This is a genomic window from Mycobacterium sp. IS-836, from assembly GCF_001954275.1.
In the GTDB taxonomy this organism is placed as follows: Bacteria; Actinomycetota; Actinomycetes; order Mycobacteriales; family Mycobacteriaceae; genus Mycobacterium.
Genome location: NZ_MBEU01000062.1, coordinates 74,537 through 87,867 on the forward strand (window position 1 = coordinate 74,537; position 13,331 = coordinate 87,867).

18 protein-coding genes are annotated in these 13,331 nt (G+C 67.5%); 13 read left to right on the forward strand and 5 right to left on the reverse strand.

Annotation, left to right across the window (positions count from 1 at the left end):
* Positions 1 to 86 precede the first annotated feature (86 nt).
* The 10 genes from rplN to rplO are packed head-to-tail and all read left to right on the forward strand — an operon-like array spanning position 87 to position 4,242.
* Positions 87 to 455 (forward strand): 50S ribosomal protein L14, encoded by a 369-nt coding sequence (gene rplN, locus A5747_RS16880; protein WP_076061527.1) that lies wholly within the window; start codon positions 87 to 89, stop codon positions 453 to 455.
* The gene (rplX, locus tag A5747_RS16885; protein ID WP_076126235.1) at positions 456 to 773 is read left to right on the forward strand and encodes a 50S ribosomal protein L24; all 318 of its coding nucleotides are present in this window, start codon (positions 456 to 458) and stop codon (positions 771 to 773) included.
* Positions 773 to 1,336 (forward strand): 50S ribosomal protein L5, encoded by a 564-nt coding sequence (gene rplE, locus A5747_RS16890; protein ID WP_076126237.1) that lies wholly within the window; start codon positions 773 to 775, stop codon positions 1,334 to 1,336. The genes rplX and rplE overlap by 1 nt, the downstream gene beginning before the upstream one ends.
* A gap of 4 nt (positions 1,337 to 1,340) precedes the next feature.
* The gene (locus tag A5747_RS16895) at positions 1,341 to 1,526 is read left to right on the forward strand and encodes a type Z 30S ribosomal protein S14 (protein WP_011739072.1); all 186 of its coding nucleotides are present in this window, start codon (positions 1,341 to 1,343) and stop codon (positions 1,524 to 1,526) included.
* A gap of 19 nt (positions 1,527 to 1,545) precedes the next feature.
* The gene (gene rpsH, locus A5747_RS16900) at positions 1,546 to 1,944 is read left to right on the forward strand and encodes a 30S ribosomal protein S8 (RefSeq protein ID WP_076061534.1); all 399 of its coding nucleotides are present in this window, start codon (positions 1,546 to 1,548) and stop codon (positions 1,942 to 1,944) included.
* A gap of 17 nt (positions 1,945 to 1,961) precedes the next feature.
* Positions 1,962 to 2,501 (forward strand): 50S ribosomal protein L6, encoded by a 540-nt coding sequence (gene rplF / locus A5747_RS16905; RefSeq protein WP_076061536.1) that lies wholly within the window; start codon positions 1,962 to 1,964, stop codon positions 2,499 to 2,501.
* Positions 2,502 to 2,539: 38 nt separating this feature from the next.
* Positions 2,540 to 2,908: a 50S ribosomal protein L18 gene (gene rplR, locus A5747_RS16910; protein WP_139333486.1), complete on the forward strand. Its 369-nt coding sequence runs from the start codon at positions 2,540 to 2,542 to the stop codon at positions 2,906 to 2,908.
* A 22-nt stretch (positions 2,909 to 2,930) separates the two neighbouring features.
* Complete coding sequence (gene rpsE, locus A5747_RS16915) at positions 2,931 to 3,602, forward strand: 30S ribosomal protein S5 (protein WP_076126241.1); 672 nt, start codon at positions 2,931 to 2,933, stop codon at positions 3,600 to 3,602.
* Positions 3,599 to 3,805, forward strand: a complete 207-nt coding sequence (rpmD, locus tag A5747_RS16920) for a 50S ribosomal protein L30 (protein WP_076126242.1) — start codon at positions 3,599 to 3,601, stop codon at positions 3,803 to 3,805. The genes rpsE and rpmD overlap by 4 nt, the downstream gene beginning before the upstream one ends.
* Positions 3,802 to 4,242, forward strand: a complete 441-nt coding sequence (gene rplO / locus A5747_RS16925) for a 50S ribosomal protein L15 (RefSeq protein WP_076126244.1) — start codon at positions 3,802 to 3,804, stop codon at positions 4,240 to 4,242. Before rpmD ends, rplO begins: the two co-directional genes overlap by 4 nt.
* On the opposite strand, the gene A5747_RS16930 is transcribed toward rplO, so the two are convergent.
* Entirely contained in the window at positions 4,243 to 5,169 is a 927-nt protein-coding gene (locus A5747_RS16930; RefSeq protein ID WP_076126246.1) for an LLM class flavin-dependent oxidoreductase, read from the reverse strand. It lies immediately after the preceding gene.
* A 38-nt stretch (positions 5,170 to 5,207) separates the two neighbouring features.
* On the opposite strand from A5747_RS16930, the gene sppA reads away from it, so the two are divergent.
* Positions 5,208 to 7,013, forward strand: coding sequence for a signal peptide peptidase SppA (gene sppA / locus A5747_RS16935; RefSeq protein ID WP_076126248.1), 1,806 nt, complete (start codon positions 5,208 to 5,210; stop codon positions 7,011 to 7,013).
* Here sppA and A5747_RS16940 read toward each other — a convergent pair.
* From A5747_RS16940 to A5747_RS16950, 3 genes are read right to left on the reverse strand one after another with little or no spacing between them, the layout of a single operon-like run.
* Positions 7,010 to 7,924, reverse strand: coding sequence for a class I SAM-dependent methyltransferase (locus A5747_RS16940; protein WP_076126250.1), 915 nt, complete (start codon positions 7,922 to 7,924; stop codon positions 7,010 to 7,012). The two genes, sppA and A5747_RS16940, sit on opposite strands and share 4 nt — an antisense overlap.
* Positions 7,925 to 7,933: 9 nt before the next feature.
* Positions 7,934 to 8,848 (reverse strand): class I SAM-dependent methyltransferase, encoded by a 915-nt coding sequence (locus tag A5747_RS16945; protein WP_076126252.1) that lies wholly within the window; start codon positions 8,846 to 8,848, stop codon positions 7,934 to 7,936.
* Entirely contained in the window at positions 8,845 to 9,798 is a 954-nt protein-coding gene (locus A5747_RS16950) for a class I SAM-dependent methyltransferase (RefSeq protein WP_076126254.1), read from the reverse strand. The genes A5747_RS16945 and A5747_RS16950 overlap by 4 nt, the downstream gene beginning before the upstream one ends.
* Positions 9,799 to 9,895: 97 nt before the next feature.
* Here A5747_RS16950 and A5747_RS16955 point away from each other — a divergent pair, with 97 nt between their 5' ends.
* Together A5747_RS16955 and A5747_RS16960 are read left to right on the forward strand one after the other, a co-directional pair.
* On the forward strand, positions 9,896 to 10,672 hold the full coding sequence (locus A5747_RS16955; RefSeq protein ID WP_076126256.1) for an SDR family oxidoreductase: 777 nt from the start codon (positions 9,896 to 9,898) through the stop codon (positions 10,670 to 10,672).
* A complete protein-coding gene (locus A5747_RS16960) occupies positions 10,669 to 11,883 on the forward strand; it encodes a zinc-binding dehydrogenase (RefSeq protein ID WP_076126258.1) in 1,215 nt (404 codons plus the stop codon). The genes A5747_RS16955 and A5747_RS16960 overlap by 4 nt, the downstream gene beginning before the upstream one ends.
* On the opposite strand, the gene A5747_RS16965 is transcribed toward A5747_RS16960, so the two are convergent.
* A complete protein-coding gene (locus A5747_RS16965; RefSeq protein ID WP_076126260.1) occupies positions 11,880 to 12,914 on the reverse strand; it encodes a dihydrodipicolinate reductase in 1,035 nt (344 codons plus the stop codon). The genes A5747_RS16960 and A5747_RS16965 overlap by 4 nt on opposite strands.
* Positions 12,915 to 13,331 lie beyond the last annotated feature (417 nt).

A 13,331-nucleotide genomic window follows, 5' to 3' on the forward strand; every position in this document is an offset into this window, starting at 1 on the left:
CCCGCGTGCCCTTCGGCCACACAGACCGCGCACGTCAGGTTTTGGGTTTCCCCTGCCGTGCACACGCAACCAGGTCAGGAGATCGAGTGATTCAGCAGGAATCGCGGCTGAAGGTCGCCGATAACACCGGCGCCAAGGAGATCTTGTGCATCCGGGTGCTCGGCGGTTCGTCGCGACGCTACGCCGGCATCGGCGATGTCATCGTTGCCACCGTCAAGGACGCCATTCCGGGTGGCAACGTCAAACGAGGTGAGGTCGTCAAAGCCGTCGTGGTGCGCACCGTCAAGGAGCGCAGGCGTCCCGACGGCAGTTACATCAAGTTCGACGAGAACGCCGCGGTGATCATCAAGCCCGACAACGACCCGCGCGGGACGCGTATCTTCGGCCCGGTCGGCCGCGAACTGCGCGAGAAGCGATTCATGAAGATCATCTCGCTGGCCCCGGAGGTGCTGTAGATGAAGGTCAAAAAGGACGACACCGTCCTGGTGATCGCCGGTAAGGACAAGGGCGCCAAGGGCAAGGTGCTCAAGGTCTATCCGGAACGCGGCCGGGTGTTGGTCGAGGGCGTCAACCGGATCAAGAAGCACACCGCGGTTTCCACCACTCAGCGCGGGGCCCGGTCGGGCGGCATCGTCACCCAGGAAGCCCCGATCCACGTTTCCAACGTGATGGTGGTCGACTCGGATGGCAAGCCCGCCCGCGTCGGCTACCGGCTCGACGAGGAAACCGGCAAGCGGGTCCGCATTTCCAAGCGCAACGGCAAGGACATCTGATGACAACCGCTGAGAAGGTGCAGCCACGCCTGAAAGAGCGCTACCGCAACGAGATTCGGGATGCGTTGCACAAGCAGTTCGGCTACGGCAACGTCATGCAGATCCCGACGGTGACGAAGGTCGTCGTCAACATGGGGGTCGGTGACGCGGCCCGAGACGCCAAGCTGATCAACGGCGCGGTCAACGACCTTGCGCTGATCACCGGGCAACGCCCCGAGATTCGCAAGGCACGCAAGTCGATCGCCCAGTTCAAGCTGCGCGAGGGCATGCCGATCGGCGTGCGGGTTACCTTGCGTGGCGACCGGATGTGGGAGTTCCTGGACCGCCTCACGTCAATCGCGCTGCCACGAATTCGTGACTTCCGCGGGCTTTCGCCCAAGCAGTTCGACGGCGTCGGCAACTACACCTTCGGGCTGGCCGAGCAGTCGGTGTTCCACGAGATCGACGTGGACAAGATCGACCGGGTCCGCGGCATGGACATCAACGTCGTCACCTCGGCGACAAACGACGACGAAGGACGAGCGCTGTTGCGGGCCCTCGGCTTTCCGTTCAAGGAGAACTGACTAGATGGCTAAGAAGGCACTGGTTAACAAGGCCGCGCGCAAGCCGAAGTTCGCGGTGCGCGGCTACACCCGCTGCAGCAAGTGCGGCCGTCCGCGCGCGGTGTTCCGCAAGTTCGGGCTCTGCAGGATTTGCCTGCGCGAGATGGCGCACGCGGGTGAGTTGCCCGGCGTGCAGAAGAGCAGCTGGTGACGGGACATAGGACGCAACTATGACGATGACCGACCCGATCGCGGACTTCTTGACACGTCTGCGCAACGCCAATTCGGCGTATCACGACGAGGTGAGCTTGCCGCACTCGAAGATCAAGGCCAACATCGCCCAGATCCTCAAGAGCGAGGGCTACATCAGCGACTACCGGACCGAGGATGCTCGGGTCGGCAAGTCGCTGGTCATCCAGCTCAAGTACGGGCCGAGCCGCGAACGCAGCATCGCCGGTTTGCGCCGGGTGTCCAAGCCTGGCCTGCGGGTGTACGCGAAATCCACCAATCTGCCGCGGGTGCTCGGCGGCCTGGGCGTGGCGATCATCTCGACCTCCTCGGGCCTGCTGACCGACCGTCAGGCAGCCAGACAGGGCGTGGGCGGCGAAGTCCTCGCGTACGTGTGGTGAGGGGTTGAGGAAAAGCCATGTCGCGCATTGGTAAGCAGCCGATTCCGGTCCCCTCCGGAGTCGACGTCACGATCGAAGGCCAGAACGTCTCGGTGAAGGGACCCAAGGGCACCCTGGATCTGAAGGTCGCCGAGCCGATCGCCGTGTCGCGCAACGACGACGGTGCCATCGTGGTCACCCGTCCCGACGACGAGCGGCGCAACCGCTCCCTGCACGGCTTGTCCCGCACCCTGGTCTCCAACCTGGTCACTGGTGTCACCGAGGGTTACACCACCAAGATGGAGATCTTCGGTGTCGGTTATCGGGTGCAGCTCAAGGGTTCCAACCTCGAGTTCGCGCTGGGATACAGCCATCCCGTGGTGATCGAGGCCCCCGAGGGCATCACGTTCGCGGTGCAGTCGCCGACGAAATTCACGATCACCGGGATCGACAAGCAAAAGGTCGGCCAGATTTCGGCGAATATCCGCCGCCTGCGCCGCCCCGACCCCTACAAGGGCAAGGGCGTGCGCTACGAGGGCGAGCAGATCCGCCGCAAGGTCGGAAAGACAGGTAAGTAGCCATGGCGAAATCACAAGCTGCCGCCGTGCGAAAGTCGGTGGGGCAGAGCGTGTCCGAAGCGCGGCGGATCTCGCGGGTGCGTAGGCACGCGCGCCTGCGCAAGAAGATCTCGGGCACCGGCGAGCGCCCGCGGCTGGTCGTGCACCGGTCCGCGCGGCACATTCACGTGCAATTGGTCAACGACGAAAACGGCACCACGCTGGCCGCCGCGTCGTCGATCGAGGCCGATGTGCGCGGCGTGGACGGTGACAAGAAAGCCCACAGCGTGCGGGTCGGTCAACTGATCGCCGAGCGCGCCAAGGCCGCCGGCATCGAGAGCGCGGTGTTCGACCGCGGCGGCTACACCTACGGCGGACGGATCGCGGCGCTGGCCGATGCCGCACGCGAGAACGGATTGAGTTTCTGATGACAACTGGAAGGACCGCATAATGGCGGAGCAGCCGGTCGGCGGGCAAGGCGCCCCAGAGGGCCGCGACGCGCGCGGTGACGGCCGCGATTCCCGTGGCAGGCGCGACGGCGGCGGCCGCGGCCGCGACCGTGACGGCGACAAGAGCAATTACCTGGAACGGGTCGTCGCCATCAACCGCGTCTCCAAGGTGGTCAAGGGTGGTCGGCGATTCAGCTTCACCGCCCTGGTCATCGTGGGTGACGGCAACGGGATGGTCGGCGTCGGTTACGGCAAGGCCAAGGAAGTCCCGGCCGCGATCGCCAAGGGTGTGGAAGAGGCACGCAAGGGCTTCTTCCGGGTTCCGTTGATCGGCGGCACCATCACTCACCCGGTCCAGGGTGAGGCGGCCGCCGGCGTGGTGCTGTTGCGCCCCGCCAGTCCGGGTACCGGTGTGATCGCCGGCGGCGCGGCCCGCGCGGTGCTGGAATGTGCTGGGGTGCGCGACATCCTGGCCAAATCGTTGGGTAGCGACAACGCGATCAACGTGGTGCACGCCACCGTCGCCGCACTCAAGCTGCTGCAGCGTCCCGAAGAGGTGGCCGCCCGCCGCGGACTGCCGATCGAGGACGTCGCCCCGGCCGGGATGCTCAAGGCGCGACGGGAGAGCGAGGCGCTGGCGAGTGCGACCGCGGCCCGGGAGGCGCAGCCATGAGTCAGCTGAAGATCACCCAGGTGCGCAGCACCATCGGGACGCGCTGGAAGCAGCGCGAGAGCCTGCGCACGCTGGGACTGCACCGGATTCGCCATTCGGTGGTCCGCGAAGACAACCCGCAGACGCGCGGCCTGATCGCGGTCGTGAGCCACCTCGTCGAGGTGGAGCCGGCCGAGGCGGGCGCCGGAGGTAAGACCAAATGACACTCAAGCTGCATGACCTACGGCCCGCGCCCGGGTCGAAAACCGCCCGCACCCGCGTGGGTCGCGGTGAGGGCTCCAAGGGCAAGACCGCGGGCCGTGGCACCAAGGGCACCAAGGCCCGCAAGCAGGTGCCGGCGACCTTCGAGGGCGGGCAGATGCCGATCCACATGCGGCTGCCCAAGCTGAAGGGGTTCCGTAACCGGTTCCGCACCGAATACGAGATTGTCAACGTCGGGGACATCAATCGGCTGTTCCCCAAGGGCGGTGCGGTCGGTGTGGACGACCTGGTGGCCAAGGGCGCGGTTCGCAAGAACGCGTTGGTCAAGGTTCTCGGCGACGGCAAGCTGACCGTGAAGGTCGACCTGTCCGCGCACAAGTTCAGCGGCAGCGCACGCGAGAAAATCACCGCCGCAGGCGGTTCGGTCACCGAGCTGTAGTCAGCGCAGCTGCGGAATCACCTCCGCGGCAAGGCGTTCCATCTGCGCGCCGTTCTCCGCGACATCGGTGGCGACGGGGTTGAGTAGCAGCATCTCCGCCCCGGCGTCGATCACCTCGCGCAGTCCGCGTGCCACGTCGTCGGGGGTGCCCGACACCGGAACCGCGTCGATGCCGGACATTTCGCCGTAGATGCGGCGCAGCCCGGCGAGCACCCGTTCACGCGCCCGCGCGGCATCGTCGTCGATCATCAGATAGACCCGTTTGCCGATGGTGAAGCGCGCCGGGTCTTTATGTTGTTCGTCGAGTTCGCGGCGCAGGATGCCGACGGCTTCGGCGAACGCTTCGGTGGTCGAGGAGCCCGCACCCAAAAACGAGTCGCCGTGGCGCACGGCCCGGGCCAGCGCCTTGGGAGCGAGGCCGCCGAACCAGATCGGCGGGTGCGGCCGCTGCACCGGCTTGGGCTGGATGGGAAGGTCGTCGACGTCACGGAACCGGCCGTGGAAGCTCACCCGGGGCTCGTCGGACCAGGCCGCCTTCATCAGGTCCAGGCCCTCGGTGAAATAGCTTATGTAGGTTGACTTCTCGACGCCGAACGCGGCGAACCTGCGAAATCCGCCGCCGGGTGCGACGCCGACGTCGAGGCGGCCGTGGCTGAGCCGGTCCACGGCGGTCACGGCCGAGGCCAACTGAAGCGGATCATGCAGCGAGGACACCAGCACCGCGACCCCGAGGCGCAGTCGCTCGGTGCAGGCCGCGCAGTACGCGAGCAGCTCCAGCGGCGCCAGCAGCGGTGCATCGCCGATGATCTGCTCGAGCACCCAGCCTCCCTCGAACCCGAGTTCCTCCGCGCGCGCGAGATACAAGCGCAGCCCGGCGTCATCGAAGCCGTCGAAGTCGAATTGGGGGATGGCGATCGAGAACCTCACCCCACCACCGTACGGCGGCCGATCGGTAGGCTGCGATCATGTTCGGCTTCCTGCCTTCGCTTCCCGGCATCGCACGGTGGGGGGACGAGGTGCGTGCCGTGGCCGGCCGCATCGATACCGCGCGCCACCACGGCGTGCCCAATGGCTGCGTTCTCGAATTGAACTTGCGCACGGTGCCGCCGGAAAGCTCGGGCTTCGACCCGCTGGCGTTCATCACCGGGGGCGGCCGGCCGATGGCGCTGCGTGACGCCGTCGCCGCGATCCATCGGGCCGCCGCGGACTCGCGGGTCGCCGGGCTGATTGCCCGCGTGCAGCTTGCTGCGGCGCCGCCGGCGGCGGTTCAGGAGCTGCGGGAAGCCGTCGCGGCCTTCACCGCCCGCAAGCCGTCACTGGCGTGGGCCGAGACCTATCCGGGGACGCTGTCGTACTACCTGGCTTCGGCATTCGGCGAAGTGTGGATGCAGCCGTCGGGCAGCGTCGGCCTGGTCGGCTTCGCCAGCAGCGTTACCTTCCTGCGGGACGCGCTCGACAAGGCCGGCATCGAAGCCGAGTTCGTCGCGCGCGGCGAATACAAGTCGGCGATCAACCGATACACCGAGGGCGGGTTCACCGAGGCTCACCGCGAAGCCGTCACCCGGATGCTCGAAAGCCTGCAGGACCAGGTGTGGCAGGGGGTCGCCGAATCACGCAGCATCGATTCGGGTGCGCTCGACGCCCTGGCCGACCGGGCCCCGCTATTACACGATGACGCCGTCGCCTCCGGTCTGGTCGACCGGATCGGCTTCCGCGACGAGGCCTACGCGCGGATAGCGGAACTGATTGGTGTGGAAGGCATTTCGCCGGAATCCATCGACTCCGATGAGAACGCTCCGCCGCGGCTCTACCTGTCGCGGTACGCCGGCGCGGCCCAGTCCAGGTTGGCCCCGGCCTTGCCGCCGATTCCCGGCCGCCGTCCCAAACCCACGCTCGCCCTGGTCACCGTCGCGGGCCATATCGTCGACGGGCGCGGCGGGCCCCAATTCCTGCCCTTCGGCGCCGCGGCCGTCGGCGGCGACACCATCGCGGCGGCACTGCGCGAGGCGGCCGCCAACGACGCGGTGTCCGCGATCGTGCTGCGAGTGGACAGCCCGGGCGGCTCACTCTTCGCCTCGGAGACCGTCTGGCGCGAGGTGGCACGGGCCCGCGCACGCGGCAAACCGGTGGTGGCGTCCATGGCCTCGGTCGCCGCGTCCGGCGGCTACTACATCTCGATGGGCGCCGACGCGATCGTGGCCAGTCCCGGCACGATCACCGGGTCCATCGGTGTGTACAGCGGAAAGTTCGTTGTTCGCGATCTGAAGGGACGGCTGGGGGTGGCCTCGGATACCGTGCGCACCAACGCAAATGCCGATGCCTGGTCGATCGACGCGCCGTTCACGCCGCAGCAGCGGGCCCATCAGGAGGCCCAGGCCGACGTGGTCTACGCCAACTTCGTGGAGCGGGTGGCGCAGGGGCGCAAGCTGAGCGCCGAAGCCGTGGATGCCGTCGCACGAGGGCGGGTGTGGACGGGTGCCGACGCCTTGGAGCGCGGTCTGGTCGACGAACTCGGCGGCCTGCGAACCGCCATGCGCCGGGCCAAGGTCCTGGCCGGCCTGGACGAGGACACCGACGTCCATATCGTCAGCTACCCGGGCTCGTCGCTGCTGGACTTCGTGCGACCCCGCGCGTCGTCGCAACCGGCCGCGGCGTCGCTGCCCGACGCGCTGGGCGCACTGCTGGGCCGGTCGGTTGCCGGCATACTCGAGGACGCCGGGCGGACGATGACTGGCACCCACGTGCTGTGGCCAGGGGAGTGGCGCTTCTAGCCGATGAGGCCGCCGCTGATGAAGATGATTTCGCCGAGCGGGTCGTCGTTTTCGGGAGGGGGGACGTCGATGCCGTTGCGCTGGAACAGTTCGGTGCGCGTCACGCCCTCGACGTCCCACCCCGACGTCCGCAGATAGTCGACGACATGGTTGCGTTGGCCGGTATACACCAGCGACCCCATGTCGATGTCCACGCCGTGATCCCGGAAGGAACCGGACATCTCCCGGGCCCGCTCGACATCGAAATCGATGATGCCCGGCACGAATTCGGTGGCGACAGTGCTCCCGGGCGCGCTGAGCGCCGTGATGTTGTCGAACAACTGGTCCTGGGCCTCCGGCGGCAGGTAGATCAGCAGGCCTTCCGCCAACCAGGCCGTCGGCGCGGTGGTGTCCAGCCCGGCCGCCCGGAGCGCCGCCGGCCAGTCACCGCGCAGGTCGATGGCGACGGTGTGCCGGGTGGCGGTGGGCTGGGCCCCGATGCCGGCCAATGTGGTGGTCTTGAACTCGATCACCTGGGGCTGGTCGATCTCGTAGACGACCGTGCCGCCGGGCCACGGCAGCCGGAAGGCGCGCGAGTCCAATCCGGACGCCAGGATCACCACCTGACGAACGCCTGCGGCGGTGGCGGCGAGGAAGTAGTCGTCGAAGTACTTGGTGCGCACCGCCATTCCGTCGATCATCGCCTGCATGCGCACCGGCGAGGCGTTTTCGATCGCGTCGAAGTCGAGCTCACCGTCCATCATCTTGGTGAACAAATCCACCCCCACCGCGCGCACCAGTGGTTCGGCGAACGGGTCGTTGATCAAACCGCGCGGATCCTTCGTCGCCATGGCGCGGCCGGCCGCGACCATCGTCGCGGTCACGCCCACGCTGGACGCCAGATCCCAGTGGTCGTCATGAGAGCGTGGCACGACGTAACCCTACTGCAGCGTCGCGGCCACGTAGCTCAAGTCACCGAACGCGGCGGCCATCGCGTCCTCAGGGAACTCAAACCCGTTGCGGGCATACAATTCCCGGGCGGGATGGGCAATCACCTGCCAGCCGTGCGTTGTCAGGTAGTCGACGACGACGTTGCGCTCGCCGCGGTAGAACAGGTCGGCCGCGTTGAGGTTGAAACCGAAGCGCTGCCACCGCTCGGAGATACGCTGCAACCGCTCGTCGGTAAACGCGTTCGGGTCGGGTACGTGTTCGGTGGCCAGCCGGCTGCCCGGCGCGCTCAGCGCGGTGATGCTGTCGAACAGTCGATCCTGGGCCTCCGGGGGCAGATAGGGCAACAGACCTTCGGCGCTCCACGCGGTCGGCTGCCCGACGTCAAAGCCGCTCTCCCGCAACGCCGCCGGCCAGTCGTCGCGCAGGTCGATGCTGACGGTGCGGCGTTCGGCGGTCGGGTCGGCGCCGAGGCCGGCCAGCGTGTCGGTCTTGAAGGCGATGACCTGCGGCTGGTCGATCTCGTAGACCACCGTGCCCGCCGGCCACGGCAGTCGGTAGGCCCTGGTGTCCAGCCCGGACGCCAGGATCACCGCCTGCCGCACACCGTCTTTGGTGGCGCCGATGAAGAAGTCGTCGAAAAACCTGGTGCGCACCGCGATCTGCTCGCGCCGCGCCTTGCGGTTGAACAGCGGGTCGTCCTCAAAATCGAGCTCGCCGTCGATGATGCGGACGAAGGGGTCCAACCCCACGGCGCGGACCAGGGGGTCGGCCAGTGGATCGTCGAGCAGCGCATCGGGTCCCTGCGACGCCACGGCGCGCGACGCGGCGACCATGGTCGCGGTCGCTCCCACGCTCTGCGCAGGTCCCCAGGTGTCGCCGTCGCTGCGTCCCGAGTCGACCGTCATTTCAGGTACCCGCTCACGTAAACCATGTCGCCCATGCGCGTGTCGTCGTCCTCGAAGGGTGGAAGTCCGTTGTCCGCGAACAGCTCTCGAATGGTGATTCCGTTCAGTGCCCAGCCGCGATCGGCCAGATAGGGAGCCGCTTGGTTGCGTTCACCGAAGTAGACCAGCCCCGCCATGTCGAGATCGAAGCCGTGCGCACGCCAGCGCTCGGCGATGCGTTGCATCCGTTCCTTCAACTTGTCCTCGTCACCGGGCTGCGGGTTGGGCGCGCTCTCGGTGGCGAACCGGCTTCCGGGCGCGCTGAGTTCGGTGATGGTGTCCAGCAGGCGGTCCTGCGCCTCCGGCGGCAGGTAGCCAAGCAGACCCTCGGCGCTCCACGCGGTCGGCCGGGCCGGGTCGAATCCGGCGGCGCGCAGTGCGGCGGGCCAGTCGTCGCGCAGATCGACCCCGACCGTTCGCCGCTCGGCGGTGGGCGCGGCCCCCAATTCGGCCAGCGTGCGGGTCTTGAATTCGATGACCTGCGGCTGGTCGACTTCGTAGACGATGGTTCCGGCCGGCCACTGCAGTCGGTACGCGCGGGAATCCAGGCCCGACGCCAGGATCACGACCTGCTCGATGCCCGCGTTCGTCGCGTCGATGAAGAACTCGTCGAAGAACTTGGTGCGCACCGCCATGTTGTCGGCCATCCGCGACATGGCCCCGGGGGACCCCGCGGATTCCGCGGTGCCGTCGTGCACGTCGTTCAGATCGTCGGGACTCACCTCACCGGTCGCCAGCCTGGTGAGAAGGTCGACGCCGACCGCTCTGACCAGCGGCTCCGCGTAGGGGTCGTCGATCAGCGGGCGGTCGTCCCGGCTCGCCACCGCCCGCGCCGCCGCGACCATCGTCGCGGTCACGCCGACGCTGGACGCCAGGTCCCAGGTGTCACCCTCATACCTCGTGGAAGTCATCTTCTCCCCCTACCCGGATGTAGTCAGTCTAATATTTAGCCAATATAACAAGCGTCAACCACTGTACGCCTATTCCATTTCGCGGCAACCTTGACTGATGGCATACGCGGCAGCGGGTAAACGGGTGCTCATCACCGGCGCGTCGTCGGGTCTGGGGGCGGCCCTGGCGCGACAGCTCGCGGCCCGCGAAGCGGTGGTGGGACTGATCGCCCGAAGGCGCGCTCGCCTCGACGAGGTGCTGGCCGACTGCCGGCGGAGCACGCCGGACTCGGCGATGTGGGTGGCCGACCTGGCCGACACCGCCGCCCTGCGCGCCCTGGCGCTGCGTGCGTGGGACGACCTCGGCGGCATCGACGTGCTGATCAACAACGCCGCGATGCCGAAGCGTCGGCCCGTCACCGACCTGGATCCGGACGAGGTGGAGAACGTCATGCGGACCAACTTCTTCGCGCCGATGCGCCTGACGCTGGCGCTGCTGCCGCGGATGCTGGCGCGCGGCTCGGGCCTGATCGTCAACGTGTCCAGCGTCGGCGGCCGGCTCGGCATCATTCACGAAACCGCTTATTGTGCAAGCAAATTCGCGTTGTGCGGCTGGAGCGAGGCGATGGCCGTGGACCTACACGGCACCGGGGTCTCGGTGAAGCTCATCGAGCCCGGGCCGGTCGACACCGAGATCTGGGATCAGCCGGGCAGCGAGGAGCCGCTCTACCAGGGGCCCAAGGTGCCCGCCGACGAGGTGGCCGAAGGGATCATCGACGCCCTGGGCAGCGACACGTTCGAGCACTACGTGCCGGACATGAAGGCCGTGGTGGACGCCAAGAACGCCGACCTCGATGCGTTCATAGCGGGCACGGCCGCGATGGCGCCGCGGTGAAGGCGCTCGTCTACGGCGTCCCGCCGGAGCCGTCGCCGGGACCCGACGACGCACTGACCCACAGCCCGGTCGCACTGCAGGAAGTCGCGGATCCGCAATTGCCGCATCAGGATTGGGTGCTCACCCGCCCCCGCCTGACCGGCATCTGCGGCTCGGATTCCAAGCAGATCCTGATGGACTTCGGCGAGGACGATGTCGACAACGCCATGGCCGCGTTCTGTTCCTTCCCCCAAGTCATGGGCCACGAGGTGGTCGCCGACGTGGTCGCCTTGGGGCCCAAGGCACGCGGGCTGGAGATCGGGCAGCGGGTCGTGCTGAACCCGTGGCTGTCCTGCGGGCCGCGCGGCATCGAACCGCCTTGCCCCGCTTGCGAAAGCGGCGACTACAGCCTGTGCTGGAGCTTCACCGACGGCGACATCAAGCCCGGCATCCACACCGGGGTGTCCGCCGATGTCACCGGTGGATACGCCGAGCTGATGCCCGCCCACGACAGCATGCTGTTCGGCGTTCCCGACTCGATTCCCGACGAGCTGGCGGTGTTCGCCGACCCGTTTTCGGTGTCCTTGCACGCGATCACCCGCCACCCGCCGCCGCACTCGGGGCGGGCGCTGGTGTACGGGGCCGGCTCGCTGGGGCTGTGCGCGGTCGCGATCCTGCGGGCGCTGTATCCCGAGGTGGCCGTCGCCGTGGTGGCGCGCTTCGATGCCCAGGCGGAGTTGGCCCGACGGTTCGGGGCCGCCAAAGTGCTGGCGCACGAACCGCGTCTGGCCGTCGTCGAAGAGCTCGTGGCCTGGGGCGGTGGCCGCCTGCGCCAACCGCTGCAGGGTCTGCCCATGGCCTACCCGGGACCGATCGACGTCGTGTACGACACCGTCGGCAAGCCCGAGACGTTCGAGGTCGGGGTGCGGGTCCTGCGCTCCCGAGGCACGTTGGTGAAGGCCGGCGTCCACGCGCCCGGCCGGTGGGAGTGGAGTCCGTTGTATTTCAAGGAGATCAGCTGGGTCGGGTCGAACGCGTTCGGGATCGAGGAGGTCGCAGGGCGGCGTCAGCACGCGATCGCCCACTACCTCGACCTGGTCCGCGCCGGCCGGGTGGACCTGGGGCCCATGCTGACCCACACCTTCCGGCTCGAACAGTGGCGCGACGCCTTCCTCGCGATCGCCAACCAGGGCGACAGCGGCGCCGTCAAGGTCGCGTTCGACCAGCGCTAGACCAGCGCACCCGGGGATCCGGTGATGGGCAAGTCGATCGGGGTGATGACGCCCGGTCGTGCGTCGCACAGGAACGGGATGGCGTTGACGGCCGCGACGGCGGTGCTGTCCATCAGCACGGTCATGACGTCCTCGCCGGGGTGGCCGAACCGGATCGTCGCGTCGACATACGGCTCGCCTTCGATCACCACGCTAAAACCCTTGGGGTCGGTCCATTTTGGCTCGAGCGCGTCGTCGCTCATGGTCCAGCAGATGGCCAGCTCGACCACCGGGCGACCGCCGCGAAGGCCGCGATACGTACGGCGTTGACCCCCGGCGGTGCCCGCGGCGTAGTCCACCCAGCCCAGATTCAGATCCCGGGTGAGCACTGCGGGCTCGACGAACGCCTCCTTGGAATCGAGTTCGGTACCCAGCATGGTGGCGATCATGTCCAGCGTCTCGAAGTAGCCGAGGCCGTAGCGTTGCCTCGCCGGGTCGAGGTGTGTCACCGGCTCGCGGGGCGGTTTGCCGAATCCGAGGACCTTCCACACGTCTTGTACGGGATAGGTGGTGCAGTCCAGCGTTTCGACGAGCTTGACGCTGCGCACCCGCGCGCAGGCGCCGGTGAGGAAGCCGGCGACGACGTTGATGAAGCCCGGCTCGAATCCCGTTCCCAGGAACGTCGCTTGGCCCTGTCGCGCCGCCTCTTCGAGCGCCGGGAGTTCGACCGGGTGATGGGTGCCGGTCACGAAGTCGCCCGTGGTGACGACATTGATGCCGCGGCGCAGCATCGTTTCCACCAAGTCGTAGTCGATGGCACGCGGCATGTAGTTCACGCAGTCCGGCGCGAGGTCGAGCAACGCGTCGACATCGCTGGTCGCGGTGACTCCCGTAGGGGGCCGGTCCGCGAGTGTCCCCGCGTCGCACCCCACTTTGTCCGCACCCAGGGCATGGACGCCCACCACGTCGAAGTCTTCGCGGTCGAGCAGGATGCCGAGCGCTCGCTTGCCGATGTTGCCGGTGGACCACTGAACCACGCGGTAGGGTGCCATGGCTCACCGTAACCGTTGACTACGTCCAACCAGCGCGATTTCCCAGTTACAGAGTTGTCGACTCGTCGGGAGGCGCAGACTTTCGGACCCAGAGGTTACCCACAAACTTGGCCCATCTGTCCGTCAATGGGGCTCGCCCCCTCGCAATGGCCCAAATGGTATCTGCGCACGGGATTAGATTTGTCGATGCAAGCCTGATGGCCAGCGGGTTCGGTGATGCTGGCACAAGGATCGTCGGCGTGTGCTTGTGCTGGTGGCATGCAGAGGGGTGCCAGTGTTATGGCTGCTGCCGCCGACAGGCCCGTTATTGCCCTCTTCATCAGTTCTTCCCTTTCTGACCCCCGATGGGCGCAGTGCGACAGTGCATCTGGAGTGGTGACAGTAACGGCGTATTAGTTTCGGCAAGTTGCGTCGATG

Excerpts from the sequence above, each read along its gene's own strand:
- A5747_RS16950 (WP_076126254.1), bottom strand. The coding sequence starts at position 9,798 with ATGACTTCCACGAGGTATGAGGGTGACACCTGGGACCTGGCGTCCAGC.
- rplX (WP_076126235.1), top strand. The coding sequence starts at position 456 with ATGAAGGTCAAAAAGGACGACACCGTCCTGGTGATCGCCGGTAAGGAC.
- rplO (WP_076126244.1), top strand. The coding sequence starts at position 3,802 with ATGACACTCAAGCTGCATGACCTACGGCCCGCGCCCGGGTCGAAAACC.
- A5747_RS16955 (WP_076126256.1), top strand. The coding sequence starts at position 9,896 with ATGGCATACGCGGCAGCGGGTAAACGGGTGCTCATCACCGGCGCGTCG.
- rpmD (WP_076126242.1), top strand. The coding sequence starts at position 3,599 with ATGAGTCAGCTGAAGATCACCCAGGTGCGCAGCACCATCGGGACGCGC.
- rpsE (WP_076126241.1), top strand. The coding sequence starts at position 2,931 with ATGGCGGAGCAGCCGGTCGGCGGGCAAGGCGCCCCAGAGGGCCGCGAC.
- rplF (WP_076061536.1), top strand. The coding sequence starts at position 1,962 with ATGTCGCGCATTGGTAAGCAGCCGATTCCGGTCCCCTCCGGAGTCGAC.
- sppA (WP_076126248.1), top strand. The coding sequence starts at position 5,208 with ATGTTCGGCTTCCTGCCTTCGCTTCCCGGCATCGCACGGTGGGGGGAC.
- A5747_RS16945 (WP_076126252.1), bottom strand. The coding sequence starts at position 8,848 with ATGACGGTCGACTCGGGACGCAGCGACGGCGACACCTGGGGACCTGCG.
- rplE (WP_076126237.1), top strand. The coding sequence starts at position 773 with ATGACAACCGCTGAGAAGGTGCAGCCACGCCTGAAAGAGCGCTACCGC.
- A5747_RS16965 (WP_076126260.1), bottom strand. The coding sequence starts at position 12,914 with ATGGCACCCTACCGCGTGGTTCAGTGGTCCACCGGCAACATCGGCAAG.
- rpsH (WP_076061534.1), top strand. The coding sequence starts at position 1,546 with ATGACGATGACCGACCCGATCGCGGACTTCTTGACACGTCTGCGCAAC.
- A5747_RS16895 (WP_011739072.1), top strand. The coding sequence starts at position 1,341 with ATGGCTAAGAAGGCACTGGTTAACAAGGCCGCGCGCAAGCCGAAGTTC.